Origin of the sequence: Kitasatospora cathayae, assembly GCF_027627435.1 — a bacterium.
GTDB classification, from domain to species: domain Bacteria; phylum Actinomycetota; class Actinomycetes; order Streptomycetales; family Streptomycetaceae; genus Kitasatospora; species Kitasatospora cathayae.
On record NZ_CP115450.1, the window covers coordinates 6699201 to 6719371 of the forward strand.

Below are 20171 nucleotides of genomic sequence, written 5' to 3' on the forward strand. Positions count from 1 at the left end.
CACCCCGTCCGGCGGCCTTCGGCTCGGCTCCCCGGCCGGGCCCCGGAGGTCGTAGGGTGACTGGTGAGTGCCGCGCAGTTCGGGCACCCGCCCGCCGAACGACCCAGCCCCGTTGGACACCCCGCGATCCCGCATGGCGGATCCGCACCGACCGACACGATCCGGAGCTAGAGCGTGCCCCGTCAGGTCTTCTTCTACGACCAGCCCGAACGGTTCGTGGCCGGCACCGTCGGCCAGCCCGGCGCCCGGGCGTTCTACCTGCAGGCCAGCGCCCGGGGCCGGATCACCAGCGTGCTGCTGGAGAAGAACCAGGTCGCCGCCCTCGCCGAGAGGATCGAGGAGGTCCTGGACGAGGCGCTGCGGCGCAGCGGCGGCGACGCGGCCATCCCGGCCACCGCGCCCAAGGACCTGCTCGACACCGCCCCGCTGGACCTCCCGCTGGAGCAGGAGTTCCGGGTCGGCACCATGGCCCTGGCCTGGGACAGCGTGGACGCCTGCCTGGTGGTCGAGGCGCAGGCGCTGGTGGAGGACGACGAGGAGGAAGGCGAGGAGGCGGTCTTCCGGGACGACGACGACGGCCCGGACATGCTGCGGGTGCGGCTGACCGGCGCGATGGCCCGGGTGTTCGCCAAGCGCGCGCTGGACCTGGTCGCGGCCGGCCGCAAGCCCTGCCCGTTCTGCAACCTGCCGCTGGACCCGGAGGGCCACCTGTGCCCGCGCGCGAACGGCTACCGGCGCTGAACACCGAGACCCCGCCGCAGGCCGACCCGGCGGCCGCCGCCGCCCTCGCCGCCGACGTGCCGACCGCCCTCGCGCTGCTGCGCCAGGGCGGGCTCACCGTGCACGGGCGCCTCACCGAGGCCTCCAACGCCGTGCTGTACTGCACCGTCGAGCACGGCTCGCTGAGCGCGCAGGCCGTCTACAAGCCGGTGGCCGGCGAACGCCCGCTCTGGGACTTTCCGGACGGCACCCTGGCCGGCCGCGAGGTCGCCGCGTACGAGCTGTCCGCGGCGACCGGCTGGGAGCTGATCCCGCCCACCGTGCTGCGCGACGGACCGCACGGGCCCGGCATGGTGCAGCTGTGGGTCGAGCCGGACCCTGGGGCCGAGCCGCTGCTGGCGCTGCAGGACCCGAACGGACCGGAGGCGGGCTGGCTGCCGATCGTCCGGGCCGAGGTCGAGGACGGCCGGCCGGCGCTGCTGGTGCACCACGACGACCGGCGGCTGCGCCGGCTCGCCGTGCTGGACGCGGTGCTCAACAACGCCGACCGCAAGGGCGGTCACCTGATCCCCGCCGCCGACGGCCGGGTGTACGGCATCGACCACGGCGTCACCTTCAACACCGAGGGCAAGCTGCGCACCCTGCTCTGGGGCTGGGCCGGCGATCCGCTGCCCGCCGAGGCGCTGGAGGTGCTGTCCCGGCTGGCCCAGCAGCTGGACGGGGAGCTGGCAGAGCGCCTCGCCCCACACCTGACCGACGCCGAACTGGACGCCACCCGCGCCCGGGTGGCCGCGCTGCGCAGCTCGGGCAGGCACCCGCTGCCCTCCGCCGACTGGCCCGCGATCCCCTGGCCGCCGGTGTAGGCCGGCGGCACGGCGCCGGGCCCGCACCGGCGAGGTTACCGGCCGGTGGTCTGGACCTGTTGCCGTCATGGGTCGCACACTGCTCCGATGGGCGGCCTGATCCGCCGGCAGCAGGCCCTGGAAGCCAAACGGCTGCTCGCCTGGACGGATCCGACGGTCCGTCGGGTCGCCGGGGAAGCGGGCTTCGCGGATCCGGCGTACTTCTGCCGCTTCTTCCGGCGGGAGCACGGGATGGCGGCAGGGCCGACCGGGCGCTCACCCGCGCCTGCGGGCCGCGTAGCCCGTGAAGCGCGCCTTATGCCCGAAACGGAACGCTCACTATCAGTCGGAAAGCGCTCAGGCAACGGCAGGAAGCGAATCCGGTCGATCTTTGTTACTGGTTAGGCTTTCAAATGTTCTCAAGGTTAAAGTCGATCCCATGCATGCCTGGCCCGCCTCCGAGGTTCCCGCCCTGCCTGGTCAGGGGCTCCCCCTCCACATCTTCGACACCGCAGCGGGCAAGGTCCGCGAGGTCGTGCCGCAGGACGGCACCGCCCGGATCTACGTCTGCGGCATCACCCCCTACGACGCGACCCACATGGGCCACGCCGCCACCTACAACGCCTTCGACCTGGTGCAGCGGGTCTGGAAGGACGCCGGCCACGACGTCCTGTACATCCAGAACGTGACCGACGTGGACGACCCGCTGCTGCAGCGCGCGGTCGAGACCGGCCAGGACTGGGTGGCCCTGGCCGAGCGCGAGACGGCCCTGTTCCGCGAGGACATGACCGCCCTGCGACTGCTCCCGCCGGCCCACTACATCGGCGCCGTCGAGTCCATCCCGTGGATCGTCCCGATCGTCCAGGAGCTGCTGGCCTCCGGCGCCGCCTACAAGGTGGACGAGGACATCTACTTCTCGGTCGACTCCGACCCGCACTTCGGCGAGGTCTCCGGTCTCACCCGGGAGGCCATGCGCCCGGTCTTCGCCGAGCGCGGCGGCGACCCGGACCGCCCCGGCAAGCGCAACCCGCTGGACGCCCTGCTCTGGCTGGCCGCCCGCCCCGGCGAGCCCGCCTGGGACACCGAGCTCGGCCACGGCCGCCCCGGCTGGCACATCGAGTGCGTGGCGATCGCGCTGCAGTACCTGGGCATGACCTTCGACATCCAGGGCGGCGGCAGCGACCTGTCCTTCCCGCACCACGAGATGGGCGCCTCCCACGCCCAGGTCGCCACCGGCTCCCACCCGTACGCCAAGGCGTACGTGCACGCCGGGATGGTCGCCCTGGACGGCAAGAAGATGTCCAAGTCCCGCGGCAACCTGGTGTTCGTCTCGGCCCTGCGCCGCGAGGGCGTCGACCCGGCGGCGATCCGCCTGGCGCTGCTCTCGCACCACTACCGCGCGGACTGGGAGTGGACCAAGGGCGTCCTGGACGAGGCCGTCGAGCGCCTCGCCCGCTGGCGGGCCGCGGTCTCCCGGCCGGACGGCCCGGCGGCCGAGCAGCTGCTCGCCGAGGTCCGCGCGGCGCTGGCGAACGACCTGGACGCGCCCGCCGCGCTGGCCGCCGTCGACCGCTGGGCCGCGCAGCAGGAGAGCGAGGGCGGCACCGACACCGGCGCGCCCGGCCTGGTGAGCCGGACGGTGGACGCCCTGCTCGGCGTCGCGCTGTAGAGCCGAAACATGCCCGAAGGGGCGTCAGGACCGAGATCCTGACGCCCCTTCGGCGTTCACCGTCGAGGAGGACTACTCGTCCTCGGCGCCCTCCTGGCTCTCCCGGGTCGTGCCCGGCGACTCCGGCTCGGCCGGCCGCTCGGCCGTCGCGTGCCCGGACACCGGCTTCTCGCCGGTCGGCCCGACGTTCTCCCGGCGCCGCAGGTAGCGCTCGAACTCGCGCGCGATCGCGTCCCCGGAGGCCTCCGGCAGCTCCGCGGTGTCCTGGGCCTCCTCCAGCTGCTGGACGTACTCGGCCACCTCGCTGTCCTCGGCGGCCAGCTGGTCCACGCCGAGCTGCCAGGCCCGGGCGTCCTCGCCGAGCTCGCCCGGCGGGATGCGCAGGTCCAGCAGGTCCTCCAGCTTGTTCAGCAACGCCAGCGTGGCCTTGGGGTTCGGCGGCTGGGCGACGTAGTGCGGCACCGCGGCCCACAGCGTCACGGCGGGCACCCCGGCGTGGGTGCAGGCCTCCTGCAGCACCCCGACGATCCCGGTCGGGCCCTCGTAGCGGCTCTCCTCCAGGTCCAGCCGGCGGGCCAGGTCCGGGTCCGAGGTGACCCCGCTGACCGGCACCGGGCGGCTGTGCGGGGTGTCGCCGAGCAGCGCGCCAAGGATCACCACCAGCTCGACGCCCAGCTCGTGGGCGAAGCCGAGCAGCTCGTTGCAGAACGAGCGCCAGCGCATGCTCGGCTCGATGCCGCGCACCAGCACCACGTCCCTGGTCACCGGCTCGGTCACCCGGACCACCGAGAGCCTGGTGGTCGGCCAGGTGATCCGGCGGATGCCGCCGTCCAGCCAGATCGTCGGCCGGTTGACCTGGAAGTCGTAGTAGTCCTCCGCGTCCAGGGCGGCGAACACCTTGCCGCCCCAGGTCTCGTCCAGATGCGCCAGAGCCGCGGAGGCGGCGTCGCCCGCGTCGTTCCACCCCTCGAAGGCGCAGACCATCACCGGGTCGATCAACTCGGGAACATCTTCCAGCTCGATCACCCAGCGTCTCCCTCCGGTCGGCGGTCGGACCGGCACCGCCTCGGCTGGCCTGCCGGGGCACTGACGGGCCGGCTTCCGCCTGTCCAACCTCTCGTCTCCCGTGGAACGGCTCGCTCCACGGGACCTACCTGCCCAGCCTACGGGCTTTGATGCGCATGGCGGCCGGGCACCGGGACAGTCTGGGGGAGCGGGCCGCCGCGATCCAGCGGATATCCGCGTCGCGACGGCTGACGTACCGTCATCCCACCACGGCGACGGCGCAGGGTGGCCGCCCGGCCACGGAGCGCACGGGAGTGCCGGTCGGGCGGGGCGGCGCGATGATGGTGGGCGGGGGCCGGGCGGAAGGGGCCGACCGATGAACCGATGGCTGTGGACCGGCGCGGGTGCGGGAGCCGCGTTGCTGGCCGGGGCCGTGTTGCTGGCGGCGGACCGGGCCGGGCGCCGGCTGCCGGTCGAGCACGTCACCGAGGGTGGGCTGGAGCTCGCCCAGCCGCCCGGCGCGGTCTGGGACGTGCTCACCGACATCGACCTCTACCCGGCCTGGCGCCCGGGCCTCACCCATGTCGAACGGCTGCCCGCCGGGGCCGGCGGCCGCCCGCGCTGGCGCGAGTACGACCGGCACGGGCACACCACCTACGAGGTGGTGGCGAGCGAGGCGCCGCACCGGCTGGTGACCGGCATCGCCGACCCGGACCTGCCGTACGGCGGCACCTGGACCTACCAGCTCACCCCGGCCGGGCCCGGCTGCTCGCTGACCGTCACCGAGCGCGGCGAGGTCCGCCGACCGCTGTACCGGGCCGTCTCGCACTACCTGATCGGCGAGGACGCCACCGTCCACCGCTACCTGGGTGCCCTCGCCCACCGGATGGCTTCCTAGGCCGGGTCCACCCAGCCGCGCCGGTACGCCGCCCAGTTCTCCGGCGTCGCGGCGAAGTCCACGTACAGCGCGACGCCGAAGCCGGCCCGCTGCAGGTCCTGGCGGCCGAGGCCCAGCCGGACGCCCCGGACGGCCGCCGGGACGGTCTCCGCGTCGCCCCGGTGGCCCCACTTGTCGTCCCAGAAGAACGGCAGGCCGATCAGGAGGTCGACCTGCGGCGGGGTGGCCCGCAGCGCCAGCTCGGTCTGCTGGGCGACGTAGCCGCCGAACAGCGGCTCGGTGGGCATCGAGGTGTCATAGGCCATCACCGCGATCTGGTCGACCCGGCGGGCCGTCTCCCGGAAGTACGCCTGGTCCCACCACTTGCCGTGGTCGGTGAGCAGGATGCCGGCGGTGTGCAGGCCCGGGACCGGGTCGATCTGCGGCGCCGCCACCGAGAGCGTGGCGCCGCGTGCCGCCGTCACCGGGCGGACCTCGTCGAGCAGGGCGAGCCAGCCGGCCGTGCCCGGGTGGATCGGCTCCATGTCGAAGTGCACGCCGTCGAAGCCCTGGTCCAGCACCTGGCGGGCGGAGGCGGCGATCCGGTCCCGGGTGGGCGCGTCGTCCAGGTCCAGGGCGTCCTTCTCCGGCTTGACCTCGTCGCCCAGCCAGCCCTGCAGCCGCACCCCGGGCAACGCCCGGTGGGCGGCCTCGGTGAACCAGCGGGCCCGGGGGTGGACGGACGCCGGCAGCGAGCCGTCGTGCTCCAGCGGGCCGGTGTGCACGTACAGGTCGTGCACGCCGGTGCCGGCCAGCTGCCGGGCCAGCGCCGCCACGTCCGCGTCGGTCTTGCGGCCGTCCACCCAGGCGTGGCCGAGCCAGACGGCGTCCCGGCCCCGGGTGCGGGCCTCGGCGGCGGGATCACCCGTGTAGTGCAGTCGGATGGCGATGAACACCGAGCCCAGTGCCGCGACCGGGACGGCCACCGCCAGCCCCAGCGCCAGCAGCGCCCGGCGCCACCAGGACCAGCCCCTCCAACGCTCGCGCAGCGCCCGGAACGGGGCCGTCACGGCCCGACCCACGCACCGCGCGGCGGTCCCGAATCGGGCCACGCGCTCACTCCCCCATGCGTTCGAACGTTCAGGATACGGAATGGGCCCGCGGGCCGGGCCGTGGGCCGGATACCCTGGCGACGTGCGGGCCCGAGCAAGCGGGCTCGCAAAGCCGACAGCCGTCGCACCAGGGAGACGCCCCATGGCCACTGCAGCCGATCCGTCCATCACTCAGCAGAGCCGCGCGAACGCGTTGCGTGAGGCGCTCGCCACCCGGGTGGTGGTCGCCGACGGTGCGATGGGCACCATGCTCCAGGCGCAGGACCCGACGCTGGAGGACTTCCAGGACCTCGAGGGCTGCAACGAGGTCCTCAACATCACCCGCCCGGACATCGTCCGCTCCGTCCACGAGGCCTACTTCGCGGTGGGCGTGGACTGCGTCGAGACCAACACCTTCGGCGCCAACTACGCCGCGCTGGGCGAGTACGAGATCGCCGACCGCATCTTCGAGCTGTCCGAGGCCGGTGCCCGGATCGCCCGCGAGGTGGCCGACGCCCACGCCGCCGACGGCCGCCCCCGCTGGGTGCTCGGCTCGATCGGCCCCGGCACCAAGCTGCCGACCCTCGGCCACGCCCCGTACGAGACGCTGCGCGACGGCTTCCAGCAGAACGCGGCCGGCCTGATCGCCGGTGGCGCCGACGCGCTGCTGGTGGAGACCAGCCAGGACCTGCTGCAGACCAAGGCCGCGATCCTCGGCTCCAAGCGCGCCCTGGCCGAGGCCGGGCTGGACCTGCCGCTGCTGGTGCAGGTGACGGTGGAGACCACCGGCACCATGCTGCTCGGCTCCGAGATCGGCGCCGCGCTGACCGCGCTGGAGCCGCTCGGCGTCGACTGCATCGGCCTCAACTGCGCCACCGGCCCGGCCGAGATGAGCGAGCACCTGCGCTACCTGGCCAAGAACGCCAGGATCGGCCTGTCCTGCATGCCCAACGCGGGCCTGCCGGTGCTCGGCAAGAACGGCGCCCACTACCCGCTCTCCCCGGCCGAACTGGCCGAGGCGCACGACGTGTTCACCCGCGAGTACGGCCTCTCGCTGGTCGGCGGCTGCTGCGGCACCACCCCGGAGCACCTGCGCCAGGTGGTCGAGAAGGTCCAGGGTCGCCCGATCACCCGGCGCGAGCCCCAGCCGGAGCCCTCGGCCGCCTCGCTCTACCAGGCGGTGCCGCTGCGCCAGGACACCTCGTACCTGGCGATCGGCGAGCGCACCAACGCCAACGGCTCGAAGAAGTTCCGCGAGTCGATGCTGGCCGGCGACTGGCAGGCCTGCGTGGAGATCGCCCGGGACCAGATCCGGGACGGCTCGCACCTGCTGGACCTGTGCGTGGACTACGTCGGCCGTGACGGCGTCGCCGACATGAAGGAGATCGCCGGCCGGCTGGCCACCGCCTCCACCCTGCCGATCGTGTTGGACTCCACCGAGCCGCCGGTGCTGCAGGCCGGTCTGGAGGCGCTCGGCGGCCGCGCGGTGCTCAACTCGGTCAACTACGAGGACGGCAACGCCCCCGACTCGCGGTTCGGCAGGATCGCGTCGCTGGCCCGCGAGCACGGCGCCGGGCTGATCGCGCTGACCATCGACGAGCAGGGCCAGGCCCGTACGGCCGAGAAGAAGGTGGCGATCGCCGAGCGGCTGATCGCCGAGCTGACCACCGACTACGGCATCGACGAGGGCTCGATCCTGGTCGACTGCCTCACCTTCACCCTGGCCACCGGCCAGGAGGAGTCCCGCCGGGACGGCATCGAGACGATCGAGGCGATCCGCGAGCTCAAGCGCCGCCACCCCGGGGTGCAGACCACCCTCGGCCTGTCGAACATCTCCTTCGGCCTCAACCCGGCCGCCCGCGTGGTGCTCAACTCGGTCTTCCTGCACGAGTGCGTGGAGGCCGGCCTGGACTCGGCGATCGTGCACGCCTCCAAGATCCTGCCGATCTCCCGGATCCCCGAGGACCAGCGCGAGGCCGCCCTGGACCTGGTGTACGACCGCCGCCGGGACGGCTACGACCCGCTGCAGCGCCTGCTGGAACTGTTCGAGAACGTCTCCACCGCCTCGGTCAAGGCCTCCAAGGCGCAGGAGCTGGCCGCCCTCCCGCTGGAGGAGCGGCTGCAGCGCCGGATCATCGACGGCGAACGCAACGGCCTGGAGGCCGACCTGGACGAGGCGCTGGCCGAGCGCCCCGCCCTGGAGATCATCAACGACACCCTGCTGTCCGGCATGAAGGTGGTCGGCGACCTCTTCGGCTCCGGCCAGATGCAGCTGCCGTTCGTGCTCCAGTCCGCCGAGGTGATGAAGACCGCGGTCGCCCACCTGGAGCCGTACATGGAGAAGTCCGACAGCGAGGGCAAGGGCACCATCGTGCTGGCCACCGTCAAGGGCGACGTCCACGACATCGGCAAGAACCTGGTCGACATCATCCTGTCCAACAACGGCTACAACGTGGTCAACCTGGGCATCAAGCAGCCGGTCTCGGCGATCCTGGACGCCGCGCAGGAGCACAACGCGGACGTCATCGGCATGTCCGGCCTGCTGGTGAAGTCCACCGTGATCATGAAGGAGAACCTGGAGGAGCTGAACCAGCGCAAGCTGGCCGCCAGTTTCCCGGTGATCCTCGGCGGCGCCGCCCTGACCCGCGCCTACGTCGAGCAGGACCTGCACGAGATCTACGAGGGCGAGGTCCGCTACGCCCGGGACGCCTTCGAGGGCCTGCGGCTGATGGACGCGCTGGTCGCGGTCAAGCGCGGCGTGCCCGGCGCGACCCTGCCGGAGCTCAAGCAGCGCCGGCACGCCCGGGTCGAGGTGGAGGAGCCGGAGCCCGAGGTCAACCTCGGCCAGATCCGCTCCGACGTCGCGCTGGACAACACCCTGCCCACCCCGCCGTTCTGGGGCGACCGGATCGTCAAGGGCATCCCGTTCGCCGACTACGCCTCCTGGCTGGACGAGGACGCGCTGTTCAAGGGCCAGTGGGGCCTGAAGGCCGCCCGCAACGGCGACGGCCCGTCCTACGAGGAACTGGTGGAGACCGAGGGCCGGCCGCGGCTGCGGGCCTGGCTGGACCGGCTGCAGACCGAGGGCTGGCTGGAGGCGGCCGTGGTCTACGGCTACTACCCGGCCAACTCCAAGGGCGACGACCTGATCGTCTTCCACGAGGACGGCACCGAGCGGACCCGCTTCACCTTCCCCCGCCAGCGCCGCGGCCGCCGGCTCTGCCTGGCGGACTTCTTCCGCCCGGAGGAGTCCGGCGAGCGGGACGTGGTCGGCCTGCAGGTGGTCACCATGGGCAACCGGATCTCGGAGGCGGCCAACGAGCTGTTCGCCGGGAACTCCTACCGCGACTACCTGGAGCTGCACGGCCTCTCGGTGCAGCTGGCCGAGGCGCTCGCCGAGTTCTGGCACGCCCGGGTCCGCTACGAGCTGGGCTTCCACGGGGAAGACCCGCAGGACGTCAAGACCGGGCCTGATCTGAAAGCGATGTTCGCGCTCAAGTACCGGGGCGCCCGCTTCTCGCTCGGCTACGGGGCCTGCCCCGAGCTGGAGGACCGGGCCAAGATCGCCGAACTGCTGAAGCCCGAGCGGATCGGCGTGGTGCTCTCCGAGGAGTTCCAGCTGCACCCGGAGCAGTCCACCGACGCGATCGTGATCCACCACCCGGAGGCGAAGTACTTCAACGCGCGGTAATCCGTACGCCCTTCTCCGTTCGCTCTTTCCGGGCGAAGCGGGCGTATCCTGGATGATCCTGAACGGGCCGGTCCGCTCACCAGCGGGCCGGCCTGTGCCATCCCCGAGGGACGTCCGACGGCTCCGCGGGGTACTGCCGGAAGGACTCGCCATGACCACCAGCTCCACCACCGCCCTGGCGCTCGACCACGGGGACGACCGCGGCCTGCAGGCGGTGCTGCTGGACATGGACGGGACGCTGGTGGACACCGAGGACTTCTGGTGGCAGGCCGAGGTCACCCTCTTCGCCGAGCTGGGCCACCAGCTGGACGAGCAGGACCGGGCCCACGTGGTCGGCGGCCCGATGACCCGGGTGATGGACTACCTGGTCGCCCGCACCGGGGTGGACATCGCCCCGGCCGACCTGGGCGTGCTGGTCAACCAGCGCTTCGTCGACCTGCTGGCCGGCGGCGTGCCGCTGATGCCGGGCGCCGAGCGGCTGCTCAACACCCTTGCCGCGCACGGCGTCCCGGCCGCGATGGTGTCCGCCTCGCACCGGCACGTGATCGACATCGTGCTGCGCTCGCTGGGCGCCGAGCGCTTCGCCTTCACCATCGCCGGGGACGAGGTGCCGCGCACCAAGCCGTTCCCGGACCCGTACCTGGAGGCGGCCCGCCGGCTGGGCGCGGAGCCGGCCCGCTGCGTGGTCGTCGAGGACACCCCGACCGGGGTGCGCGCGGGCGAGGCGGCCGGCTGCCCGGTGATCGCGGTGCCCTCGGTGGCGCCGATCGAGGCAGCGCCCGGGCGGCTGGTGCTGCCCTCGCTGGAGCAGGTCGATCTCGAACTGCTGCGCTCGCTGGTTGCCTCGCGGGTGTAGCGGGGTCAAGGGGAGCCGCGAGTGCGGGATGTGATTGTTATCTCATTGCGCCCCGTCCCTACCCGCCGGTAAACGGCCCCGCCCGGCATCTGTGTCGGGTTGGCCGGGGATAAAACGGGCATTGGCTGACAACTCGTCGGGCATGTCGCGATGCCCCCAACCACCGTGTCCCAAACGTCATCTGCACGGGTATCGGTCGTGCGTGTTCGATATGGCACGCTACTCGGGTTCGTGACACCCCCGAAGGACGCTCCCGTGAAGACTTCAGCTGAACGCCTTGCAGCACTCGGCTGCGCCGGTCTGGTCGCCGTGACGGTGGCCGGTTGCGGATCGGTCACCGACGCCGTGAAGGGGGACAGCGGCAAGTCGATCACCATGGGCACCCGCGGCCTTACCAGCGTCCTGGACCCGGCCGGCGCCTATGACACCGGCTCGTGGCTGGTGCTCTCCAACACCTTCCAGTCGCTGCTCGCCTTCCCTCCCGCCGCCAGCTCCCCGACCCCGGACGCCGCCCAGTCCTGCGAGTTCACCAGCGGCGACGCCACCCAGTACCACTGCGTGCTCCGCCCCGGCCAGAAGTTCTCCAACGGCCACCCGCTCACCGCCGCCGACGTCGTGTTCTCGATCGAGCGCACCAAGAAGATCAAGGACCCGAACGGTCCGGGCGGCCTGCTGGACACGATCAAGTCGGTCGAGGCCAAGGGCGACAACGAGGTGGTCTTCCAGCTCTCGACGGCCGACGCGACCCTGCCGGCCAAGCTGGCCACCCCGGCCGGCGCCATCGTCGACCACGAGGTCTACCCGGCCGACAAGCTGCTCGACAACGACAAGGTCGTCGGCTCCGGCCCGTACAAGCTCGACTCGGTCGAGACCATGACCCCCGAGGGCGGTAGCGCCAAGGTCCTCGCCAAGGTCGTGCTGACTCCCAACGGCAAGTACGCCGGCGACGCCAAGCTGCAGAACGACAAGTTCACCGTGCGGTACTTCGACAGCCCCACCGCGCTGAAGGACGAGTTGGACAAGGGCGGCGTCGACCTCACCGACAACAGCCTGGAGCCGAACACCGCCGCCCGGATCCTCGACGACCAGCAGAACGGCAAGGGCGGTCTGACCGTCGTCCAGGGCGAGAGTTCCGACACCAACTCGATCGCCTTCAACACCAAGGACGCCACCACCGGGAACCTCGCCGTCCGTCAGGCCGTGGCGCAGCTGGTCGACCGGAAGGCCCTCGCCCGCGATGTCTTCGCGCGCACCGTCCAGCCGCTGTACTCGATGGTCCCGACCGGCATCACCGGCCACAACACCGCCTTCTACGACAAGTACAACGAGCCGGACGTCAGCAAGGCCAAGGCGTACCTCGCCGCCGCCAAGATCCCCACGCCGGTCAAGCTCAACCTCGCCTCGGGGCGCTCGCGCACCGGCACCAGCGAGATCGACACGCTGAAGCGCCAGTTGGAGACCGGCGGCCTGTTCCAGGTCACCACCCAGATCGAGAACGACTCGACCGCCTACCAGAAGGGCCGGAGCGAGGGCAAGTACCAGGCGTACCTGGTCGGATGGACCGCGGACTACCCGGACCCTGACAACTACATCGGGCCGCTGGTCACCGAGGACAGCGTCTACCACACCGGGTGGGTGGACGAGCGGATCAGTCAGAAGCTGCTGCCGGAAGGTCTCAAGCAGGCCGACCGCGGCGCCGTGAACGGGATCTACAACCAGGTCCAGGGCATCGTCGCGGAGAACGTGCCGCTGATCCCGATGTTCCAGACCAAGGCCTTCTTCGCGGCCAAGCCGTACGTCACCGGCGTCGAGTCGACCACCGACACCACCGGCGTCTTCCGCTTCTGGGAGATCGGCCGCAACAAGAAGTAGCGCCCCGCGCACGGCGGCCCGCCGCCTCCCCCCGACCCGGGAGAGGCGGCGGGCCGCCGCGGTGTCTACAGCGTGCCCGGCCGCACCAGCCCGCTCTCGTAGGCGTACACCGCCGCCTGCACCCGGTCGCGCAGCTGGAGCTTGGTCAGCACGTGCCCGACGTGGGTCTTCACGGTCGTCTCGCTGACGAACAGCTCGGCCGCGATCTCCGCGTTCGACAGCCCGCGCGCCACCAGCTTCAGCACCTCCAACTCCCGCTCGGTCAGCGCGCTCAGCGCCTGCGGCGGCGCCTCCTCGCCCGAGGGCAGCTTGGTGGCGTACATGTCCAGCAGCCGGCGGGTGATGCTCGGCGCCAACATCGCCGCGCCGTCCGCGACCACCCGGATCGCCTGCACCAGCTCCTCCGCCGGGACGTCCTTCAGCAGGAAGCCGCTGGCGCCCGCGCGCAGCGCCTCCACCACGTACTCGTCCAGGTCGAAGGTGGTCAGCACCAGCACCTTGGCCGGGCCGTCCCGGCCCGGACCGGCGATCCGGCGGGTCGCCTCGACGCCGTCCATCCGCGGCATCCGGATGTCCATCAGCACCACGTCGGGCTGCAGCGCCCGCACCTGGTCCAGCGCCTGCTGACCGTCGCCGGCCTCACCGACCACCACCAGGTCGGACTCGGCCTCCAGGATCATCCGGAAACCGGTGCGCAGCAGCGGCTGGTCGTCGACCAGCAGCACACGGATCGTCACTAGGACTCCTTGCTCATCGGATCCCCCGTGGGATCGCTCTCATCCGACGTACGGGCTTGTGCCGGCACGGGCAGCGGGTACGGCGGCGGGGTGCCGCCGAACTCCGGGCAGCTCGCCTGGTGGTCGCACCAGTCGCAGAGCCGGTTGCGGGTGGCCGGGAAGTCCCCGGTGGCCACCGCGTGGCTGATCCGCTCCCACAGCGCCTGCAGCTTGCGCTCCACCGCGAGCAGATCGGCCTCGTCCGGGTCGTAGCTGACCACGTCCCCGCCGCCGCCGAGGTAGACCAGCTGGAGGCGCTTGGGGATCACGCCCTTCCAGCGCCACACCACCAGCGCGTAGAACTTCATCTGGAACATCGCCTTGCCCTCGAAGTCCCGCGAGGGCGCCCGGCCGGTCTTGTAGTCCACCAGCCGGACCTCGCCGGTGGGGGCGACGTCCACCCGGTCGATGTAGCCGCGCAGCAGCAGCCCCGACTCCAGGGCCGTCTCCACGTAGAGCTCCCGCTCCACCGGGTGCAGCCGGGTCGGGTCCTCCAGCCGGAACCACTGGCCGACCAGCTTCTCGGCGTCCGCCAGCCAGCGGGTCAGCGCCGCGCCGTCCGGGTCGTCGGGGAACAGCGAGCCCAGCTCCGGGCGCTCGCCCAGCAGGCGCTCCCACTGCGGGCGCAGCAGGCCCAGCGCCCGCTCCGGCGTCCGCTCGGCCGCCGGGCTGTCGAACAGCCGCTCCAGCACCGCGTGCACCAGGGTGCCCCGGGTCGCCGCCGCGCTCGGCGGCTCGGGCAGCCGGTCGATCACCCGCAGCCGGTACAGCAGGGGACAGGTGAGGAAGTCCCCCGCGCGGGACGGGGACAGCCCGGTCGGGGGCGCCGCCGGGCGCGCCGGAGCCCCGGCGGCACTGCTGGTGTCGGTCTGCTGCATGGCTACGACCCTATTGCCCTTTGCTGTCATCCCGCTGCCACCGTGCTGCCACGGCGGCTTTCCCCCGGCCCGGTCCGGGGCCGGTCCAGTGGGTATGAAGCCTGACAGAGGGGCGCGCGGCACCAAGTGGCCGCGATCACGTAGCGTGGGCGCACCGGGGGCACGACGGGCGGACGACCGAAGGGATCACGGTGAGCGACACCAGGGGGCAGCAGACCTCCGAGCAGCCACCGCAGGACGGCGGGCGCCCCACCGGGCCGCCCCCGGAGCGCGGCGGCGGCCTCCTGATGGGGCGCCCCTTCGGCGTGCCCATCTACGTCACCCCGTCCTGGTTCGTCATCGCCGCCCTGATCACCTGGGTGTTCGGCGGACAGCTCGGCGACGTCCTGCCCGAACTCGGCAGCGGCGTGCGCTACCTGCTGGCGTTCTTCTTCGCGGTCGCCTTCTACGCCTCCGTGCTGGTGCACGAACTCGCCCACACCCTGGTCGCGCTGCGCTACAAGCTCGGGGTGCGGCGGATCCAGCTGCAGTTCTTCGGCGGCGTCTCCGAGATCGAGAACGAGGCCGCGAGCCCCTGGCGAGAGTTCTGGCTGGCCTTCGTCGGCCCGCTGCTCTCCCTGGTGCTCGGCGGCGTCTTCTACCTCGCGCTGCGCGCCGTCGAACTGTCCAGCGTGCCCGGGGTGCTGCTGACCGGCCTGATGGTCTCCAACCTGGTGGTCGCCGCCTTCAACCTGCTGCCCGGTCTGCCGCTGGACGGCGGCCGGATGCTGCGCGCCGTGGTCTGGGCGGTCACCGGCAAGGCGATGACCGGCACGGTGGCCGCCGCCTGGATCGGCCGGGCGCTCGCCATCGTGGTGCTGATCGGCCTACCGCTGGTCAGCGCCTCCCGCGGTGGCCAGCGCACCACCACCGACACCCTGGTGGACGCGGTGCTGGCCGCCGTGCTGGCCGCGATCATCTGGAACGGCGCCACCGGCAGCCTGCGCAACGCCCGGCTCAAGGAGGCGCTGCCCGAACTGCGGCTGCGCGACCTGGCCCGCCGCACCGTCGAGGTCACCGCCGACACCCCGCTCGGCGAGGCGATGCGCCGGGCCCGCGAGGCCGAGGCCGGCGCGGTCGTGGTGGTGGACGGCCGGGGCGATCCGATCGCCATCGTCCGCGAGTCCGCGGTACGCGCCGTACCGGAGCACCGCCGCCCCTGGGTGGCAGTCGGCCCGCTCGCCCGCGACCTCGAGCCCGGGCTGCGGTTGGACGCCGACCTCCGCGGCGAGGACCTGCTGCGGGCCATCCAGGCCACCCCGGCGGGGGAGTACCTGGTGGTCGAGGCGGACGGCCGGGTGTACGGCGTGGCCGCGCTCACCGACATCGAGCAGCGTCTCACCGCCGCCGTCTCGGGCAGGTGACCGGGCCTGGTGAGGCGGCGCGCCCCGCTTCCCTTAGGATTGGCCGCATGTCCGAACCGACCGGTGCCGCCCGCCGACGCGGGCCCTTCCAGGTCGGGGACCAGGTCCAGCTGACCGACCCCAAGGGTCGCCACTACACGTTCACGCTCCAGGCCGGGAACCAGTTCCACACCCACAAGGGTGCGTTCCCGCACGACGAGCTGATCGGCGCCCCCGAAGGCACGGTCGTGCGCACCACGGGGAACGTCCCGTACCTCGCGCTGCGCCCCCTGCTCCCCGACTACGTCCTGTCCATGCCGCGCGGCGCCGCCGTGATCTACCCCAAGGACGCGGGGCAGATCCTGGCGATGGCCGACATCTTCGCGGGTGCCCGCGTGGTCGAGGCGGGTGTCGGCTCCGGGGCGCTCAGCACCTACCTGCTGCGCGCCGTCGGCGAGCAGGGCATGCTGGCCTCCTACGAGCGCCGGCAGGACTTCGCGGACATCGCCCAGGGCAACGTCGAGCGCTACTTCGGCGGCCCCCACCCGGCGTGGAAGCTGACCGTCGGCGACCTCCAGGACAACCTGGTCGAGACCGACGTCGACCGCGTCATCCTCGACATGCTGGCCCCCTGGGAGTGCCTGGACGTCGCCTCCAAGGCGCTCGTCCCCGGCGGCCTCATCTGCTGCTACGTGGCCACCACCACGCAGATGTCCAAGACCGTCGAGGCGCTGCGCGAGCACGGCACCTTCACCGAGCCGCAGGCCTGGGAGACCATGGTCCGCACCTGGCACCTGGAGGGCCTGGCCGTCCGCCCGGACCACCGGATGATCGGCCACACCGGCTTCCTGCTCACCGCCCGCCGCCTGGCGGACGGCGTCGAGCCGCCGCTGCGGCGCCGCCGCCCGGCCAAGGGCGCCTACGGCGAGGACTACGACAGCGGGGCGCCCGAACCGACCCTGCAGGAGCGCGCCGCGGCCCGCAAGGCCGCCCGCGACTCCGAGGCCGAGCAGCCCGACCTGGGCTGAGTCCGAACCTGAAGAAGGGGTGGTGCGAGCGTCACGCTCGCGCCACCCCTTCCGTTTGTCGCCGGCTCGCCTCCGGGCGCTCCGACCCGGCGCCGACGTTCCTCATTCCGGCGCTCGTCCCTCGCTTGTCGCTCGTCGCTTTCGGCACCGGCGCGCCCTTCGGCGCGCTTGTGGCCGGCTCGCCTCCGGGCGCTCCGACCCGGCGCCGACGTTCCTCACTCCGGCGCTCGTCCCTCGCTTGTCGCTCGTCGCTTTCGGCACCGGCGCGCCCTTCGGCTCCCCGGCCGACCGCGGATGGGCACGGTGTGGGACGATGCTCGCTCACGCAGACCAGCTCCTGGAGCTCTGGAGGGGACGCCTGGTGGAGACCGCGGTCGGGACGACGGCGACGGCTGGACAGCAGACATCGCGGGGCCGCACCGGGCCCGGTCACGCGCGAACCGCCCCCTGGCACTGGGCCGTTGCCCTGGCCGGCTGCGGCGCGGTGGTGGCCGCGGCCCTCGCCGCCTCCCCGGCGACCGGCACCCCGTTGGCCGCCGGCGGCACCCCCAGGGCCCTCGCCGCGAGCGCCGCCCCCGACCCGGCCCGGGCCCAACTGCCGATGGACTGCGGCCCGTTCCCGGTCAGGACGGTGCTCAGCGTGCCCGCCGAGCTGGGCGACGGACGTCCCGGTACGGTCGTCGCCGCGCAGTGCGCCACCGACACCGGCACCCCGCCGGACTCCGTCTACCTGCTCGGCTTCGGCCCGGGCGAGCGCCCGGTGGTGGTCGCCACCCTGCTGACCGAGCGGGAGAACCTCACCCTGAGCCGGCTCGCGGTGCGCTCCGACGGCGCCATCACCGGCCGCGCGCAGGGGTATTCGAGCGACGGCGTGCCACGCTTCCGACCCGACGTCTCACTCGACCTCACCTGGGCGCACAAGGGCGGCGGCTGGCAACGCTTCCAGACCGCCGCCCCGGCAGGCTCCGCTTAGGAGTTATTCGGCGTCCGGCCCGTAGACCTCGACCCGGTCGGCGACCCGGCGCACGTGGATGCAGTCGCCGGGGCACTCCTTCGCCGAGTCCACCACGTCCTGAAGGAGCGTCAGCGGCACCGGGGCGGTCTCCCCGGGCTGCTGGCGCAGCTCGTCGTCCGGGCCCTTCACGTACGCGAGTCCGTCGATGTCCAGCTCGAAGACCTCGGGCGCGTACTGGGCGCAGATGCCGTCGCCGGTGCACAGATCCTGGTCGATCCACACCTCCAGCTCCTCGGTCGCCGCCGCGGTCTGCTCGGTCACCGACATGGTCCCCTGCCGTTTCTGTCCCGGGTCGCCCCTATTCCTGGAGCAATCCCGCCATTCGTACAACGATCGGACCCAAGCACCGCGGTCGCGATCGGATATCACTTCGCTCGACGATACATCTGGCCCGCTTTGGGTGGTGCGCGGTGGGTATCCCCTTAGCAGAGGGGAAGCACGCTGGGGCGAAGATCGGACACGCCCGTTCCATCTTTCTTGATCTAGGGGTTTACGGACCCCTGGTCCCAGGTAGGGTCTGGAAGCGTCCAGCTCCCCGGAGGAGGTGAGGACCGTGGCAGCCCACGATGACGACTACAACCGCAGCACCGGCAGGCCCGCTCGTGGTTCCGACGAGGCCGCTCAGGTCTCGTACCTTGAGCAGGAAATCGCCGTACTGCGCCGCAAGCTCGCCGACTCGCCGCGCAATTCGAGAATCCTCGAAGAGCGGATCGTCGAGCTCCAGACCAACCTGGCCGGCGTGACCGCCCAGAACGAACGACTCGCCTCCACCCTGCGCGAGGCCCGCGACCAGATCGTGGCCCTCAAGGAGGAAGTGGACCGGCTGGCACAGCCGCCGGCCGGGTTCGGCACCTTCCTCGAGGCGAACGAGGACGGTACCGCCGACATCTTCACCGGCGGTCGCAAGCTCCGCGTCAACGTCAGTCCGAACGTCGCCCTCGACGAACTGCGGCGCGGCCAGGAAGTGATGCTCAACGAGGCCCTCAACATCGTGGACGCGATGGCCTTCGAGCGCATCGGCGAGATCGTCACCCTCAAGGAGATCCTCGAGGACGGCGAGCGCGCCCTGGTCATCGGCCACACCGACGAGGAGCGCGTGGTGCGCCTCGCCGAACCGCTGCGCGAGGTCACCATCCGGGCGGGGGACGCCCTGCTGCTGGAGCCCCGCTCCGGCTACGTGTACGAGGTCGTGCCGAAGTCCGAGGTCGAGGAGCTGGTCCTCGAGGAGGTCCCGGACATCGACTACCGCCAGATCGGCGGCCTGAACAACCAGATCGAGCTGATCCGCGACGCGGTCGAGCTGCCGTACCTGCACGCCGACCTGTTCAAGGAGTACGAGCTGCGCCCGCCCAAGGGCGTGCTGCTCTACGGCCCGCCCGGCTGCGGCAAGACGCTGATCGCCAAGGCGGTCGCCAACTCGCTGGCCAAGAAGGTCGCCGAGGTCACCGGCCGCCCCCAGGGGAAGAGCTACTTCCTCAACATCAAGGGCCCCGAGCTGCTCAACAAGTACGTGGGCGAGACCGAGCGGCAGATCCGCCTGGTCTTCCAGCGAGCCCGGGAGAAGGCGGGCGAGGGCACGCCCGTCATCGTCTTCTTCGACGAGATGGAGTCGCTGTTCCGCACCCGCGGCTCCGGCGTCAGCTCGGACGTGGAGAACACCATCGTCCCGCAGCTGCTCGCCGAGATCGACGGCGTGGAGGGCCTCGAGAACGTCATCGTCATCGGCGCCTCGAACCGCGAGGACATGATCGACCCGGCGATCCTGCGGCCCGGCCGCCTGGACGTCAAGATCAAGATCGAGCGCCCGGACGCCGAGGCCGCGAAGGACATCTTCTCCAAGTACCTCAGGGACTCGCTGCCGTTCCACCCGGACGACCTCAAGGAGCACGACGGCTCCGTCGAGGCCACGGTGGCGGCGATGATCCAGTCGGTCGTGGAGCGGATGTACTCCGAGACCGAGGAGAACCGCTTCCTGGAGGTCACCTACGCGAACGGTGACAAGGAGGTCCTGTACTTCAAGGACTTCAACTCCGGTGCCATGATCCAGAACATCGTCGACCGCGCGAAGAAGATGGCCATCAAGGACTTCCTCGACCACGGTCAGCGCGGTCTGCGCGTCTCCCACCTGCTCGCCGCCTGCGTGGACGAGTTCAAGGAGAACGAGGACCTGCCGAACACCACCAACCCGGACGACTGGGCCCGCATCTCCGGCAAGAAGGGCGAGCGGATCGTCTTCATCCGCACGCTGGTCACCGGCAAGCAGGGCGCCGAGTCCGGCCGCTCGATCGACACTGTCGCCAACACGGGGCAGTACCTGTAAGCACACGGTTGTCCGGGCCGGCAGCGGTCCCCGGAGCTGTACGCACACCGTCCGGCTGTGGCGCCTCGCGGCCCCGCAGCCGGACGGCGCGTCTCGGGGCCCGCCGATCGGCGCCGGGAAATAGGCTCGACCCACCGTCCGCGGGCAGA

General features: G+C 72.0%; 17 protein-coding genes. 12 read left to right on the top strand and 5 right to left on the bottom strand.

The features are described 5' to 3' along the window. The first annotated feature begins 174 nt into the window (after positions 1 to 174). The 4 genes from O1G21_RS30440 to mshC all read left to right on the top strand — a co-directional run bounded on the left by O1G21_RS30440 (position 175) and on the right by mshC (position 3231). On the top strand, positions 175 to 741 hold the full coding sequence (locus O1G21_RS30440; RefSeq protein WP_270148181.1) for a DUF3090 domain-containing protein: 567 nt from the start codon (positions 175 to 177) through the stop codon (positions 739 to 741). Continuing rightward, positions 711 to 1583, top strand: a complete 873-nt coding sequence (locus tag O1G21_RS30445; RefSeq protein WP_405000740.1) for an SCO1664 family protein — start codon at positions 711 to 713, stop codon at positions 1581 to 1583. The genes O1G21_RS30440 and O1G21_RS30445 overlap by 31 nt, the downstream gene beginning before the upstream one ends. An 87-nt stretch (positions 1584 to 1670) precedes the next feature. After that, positions 1671 to 1967 carry a helix-turn-helix domain-containing protein gene (locus tag O1G21_RS30450; RefSeq protein WP_405000741.1) on the top strand — a complete coding sequence of 99 codons (297 nt, stop codon included), beginning with the start codon at positions 1671 to 1673 and terminating at the stop codon, positions 1965 to 1967. A gap of 34 nt (positions 1968 to 2001) precedes the next feature. Then, complete coding sequence (mshC, locus tag O1G21_RS30455; RefSeq protein ID WP_270148182.1) at positions 2002 to 3231, top strand: cysteine--1-D-myo-inosityl 2-amino-2-deoxy-alpha-D-glucopyranoside ligase; 1230 nt, start codon at positions 2002 to 2004, stop codon at positions 3229 to 3231. Between the two features lie 72 nt (positions 3232 to 3303). Here mshC and O1G21_RS30460 read toward each other — a convergent pair whose 3' ends face one another. Next, positions 3304 to 4257: a PAC2 family protein gene (locus O1G21_RS30460; RefSeq protein ID WP_270148184.1), complete on the bottom strand. Its 954-nt coding sequence runs from the start codon at positions 4255 to 4257 to the stop codon at positions 3304 to 3306. 355 nt (positions 4258 to 4612) lie between these two features. On the opposite strand from O1G21_RS30460, the gene O1G21_RS30465 reads away from it, so the two are divergent. Beyond that, the gene (locus O1G21_RS30465) at positions 4613 to 5134 is read left to right on the top strand and encodes an SRPBCC family protein (RefSeq protein WP_270148185.1); all 522 of its coding nucleotides are present in this window, start codon (positions 4613 to 4615) and stop codon (positions 5132 to 5134) included. On the opposite strand, the gene O1G21_RS30470 is transcribed toward O1G21_RS30465, so the two are convergent. After that, on the bottom strand, positions 5131 to 6183 hold the full coding sequence (locus O1G21_RS30470) for a glycoside hydrolase family 18 protein (protein ID WP_270148186.1): 1053 nt from the start codon (positions 6181 to 6183) through the stop codon (positions 5131 to 5133). The genes O1G21_RS30465 and O1G21_RS30470 overlap by 4 nt on opposite strands. 184 nt (positions 6184 to 6367) lie before the next feature. On the opposite strand from O1G21_RS30470, the gene metH reads away from it, so the two are divergent. The 3 genes from metH to O1G21_RS30485 all read left to right on the top strand — a co-directional run bounded on the left by metH (position 6368) and on the right by O1G21_RS30485 (position 12623). After that, positions 6368 to 9895 (top strand): methionine synthase, encoded by a 3528-nt coding sequence (metH, locus tag O1G21_RS30475; protein ID WP_270148187.1) that lies wholly within the window; start codon positions 6368 to 6370, stop codon positions 9893 to 9895. A gap of 151 nt (positions 9896 to 10046) precedes the next feature. Continuing rightward, entirely contained in the window at positions 10047 to 10751 is a 705-nt protein-coding gene (locus O1G21_RS30480; protein ID WP_270148188.1) for an HAD family hydrolase, read from the top strand. A gap of 255 nt (positions 10752 to 11006) precedes the next feature. Next, the gene (locus O1G21_RS30485; protein WP_270148190.1) at positions 11007 to 12623 is read left to right on the top strand and encodes an ABC transporter substrate-binding protein; all 1617 of its coding nucleotides are present in this window, start codon (positions 11007 to 11009) and stop codon (positions 12621 to 12623) included. A gap of 65 nt (positions 12624 to 12688) precedes the next feature. Here the strand turns inward: O1G21_RS30485 and O1G21_RS30490 are convergent, their stop codons facing one another. Both O1G21_RS30490 and O1G21_RS30495 read right to left on the bottom strand, forming a co-directional pair. Beyond that, on the bottom strand, positions 12689 to 13360 hold the full coding sequence (locus O1G21_RS30490) for a response regulator (RefSeq protein ID WP_030286109.1): 672 nt from the start codon (positions 13358 to 13360) through the stop codon (positions 12689 to 12691). Next, a complete protein-coding gene (locus O1G21_RS30495) occupies positions 13360 to 14277 on the bottom strand; it encodes a RecB family exonuclease (RefSeq protein ID WP_270148193.1) in 918 nt (305 codons plus the stop codon). Before O1G21_RS30495 ends, O1G21_RS30490 begins: the two co-directional genes overlap by 1 nt. 191 nt (positions 14278 to 14468) lie before the next feature. Here O1G21_RS30495 and O1G21_RS30500 point away from each other — a divergent pair, with 191 nt between their 5' ends. The 3 genes from O1G21_RS30500 (at position 14469) to O1G21_RS30510 (ending at position 17660) form a co-directional block, all read left to right on the top strand. Beyond that, positions 14469 to 15680, top strand: coding sequence for a site-2 protease family protein (locus O1G21_RS30500; protein ID WP_270148194.1), 1212 nt, complete (start codon positions 14469 to 14471; stop codon positions 15678 to 15680). A gap of 47 nt (positions 15681 to 15727) precedes the next feature. Further along, on the top strand, positions 15728 to 16687 hold the full coding sequence (locus O1G21_RS30505; RefSeq protein ID WP_270148195.1) for a tRNA (adenine-N1)-methyltransferase: 960 nt from the start codon (positions 15728 to 15730) through the stop codon (positions 16685 to 16687). Positions 16688 to 17000: 313 nt separating this feature from the next. Next, on the top strand, positions 17001 to 17660 hold the full coding sequence (locus O1G21_RS30510) for a hypothetical protein (protein WP_270148197.1): 660 nt from the start codon (positions 17001 to 17003) through the stop codon (positions 17658 to 17660). A 3-nt stretch (positions 17661 to 17663) separates the two neighbouring features. Here the strand turns inward: O1G21_RS30510 and O1G21_RS30515 are convergent, their stop codons facing one another. Next, positions 17664 to 17969, bottom strand: coding sequence for a ferredoxin (locus tag O1G21_RS30515; protein WP_207809367.1), 306 nt, complete (start codon positions 17967 to 17969; stop codon positions 17664 to 17666). A 286-nt stretch (positions 17970 to 18255) separates the two neighbouring features. Here O1G21_RS30515 and arc point away from each other — a divergent pair, with 286 nt between their 5' ends. Next, positions 18256 to 20022, top strand: coding sequence for a proteasome ATPase (gene arc / locus O1G21_RS30520; protein WP_270148199.1), 1767 nt, complete (start codon positions 18256 to 18258; stop codon positions 20020 to 20022). Positions 20023 to 20171: the final 149 nt, after the last annotated feature.

Coding starts and splice junctions, on each gene's coding strand:
- O1G21_RS30510 (WP_270148197.1), top strand. CDS start 17,001: ATGCTCGCTCACGCAGACCAGCTCCTGGAGCTCTGGAGGGGACGCCTG.
- mshC (WP_270148182.1), top strand. CDS start 2,002: ATGCATGCCTGGCCCGCCTCCGAGGTTCCCGCCCTGCCTGGTCAGGGG.
- O1G21_RS30495 (WP_270148193.1), bottom strand. CDS start 14,277: ATGCAGCAGACCGACACCAGCAGTGCCGCCGGGGCTCCGGCGCGCCCG.
- metH (WP_270148187.1), top strand. CDS start 6,368: ATGGCCACTGCAGCCGATCCGTCCATCACTCAGCAGAGCCGCGCGAAC.
- O1G21_RS30515 (WP_207809367.1), bottom strand. CDS start 17,969: ATGTCGGTGACCGAGCAGACCGCGGCGGCGACCGAGGAGCTGGAGGTG.
- O1G21_RS30480 (WP_270148188.1), top strand. CDS start 10,047: ATGACCACCAGCTCCACCACCGCCCTGGCGCTCGACCACGGGGACGAC.
- O1G21_RS30465 (WP_270148185.1), top strand. CDS start 4,613: ATGAACCGATGGCTGTGGACCGGCGCGGGTGCGGGAGCCGCGTTGCTG.
- O1G21_RS30450 (WP_405000741.1), top strand. CDS start 1,671: ATGGGCGGCCTGATCCGCCGGCAGCAGGCCCTGGAAGCCAAACGGCTG.
- O1G21_RS30505 (WP_270148195.1), top strand. CDS start 15,728: ATGTCCGAACCGACCGGTGCCGCCCGCCGACGCGGGCCCTTCCAGGTC.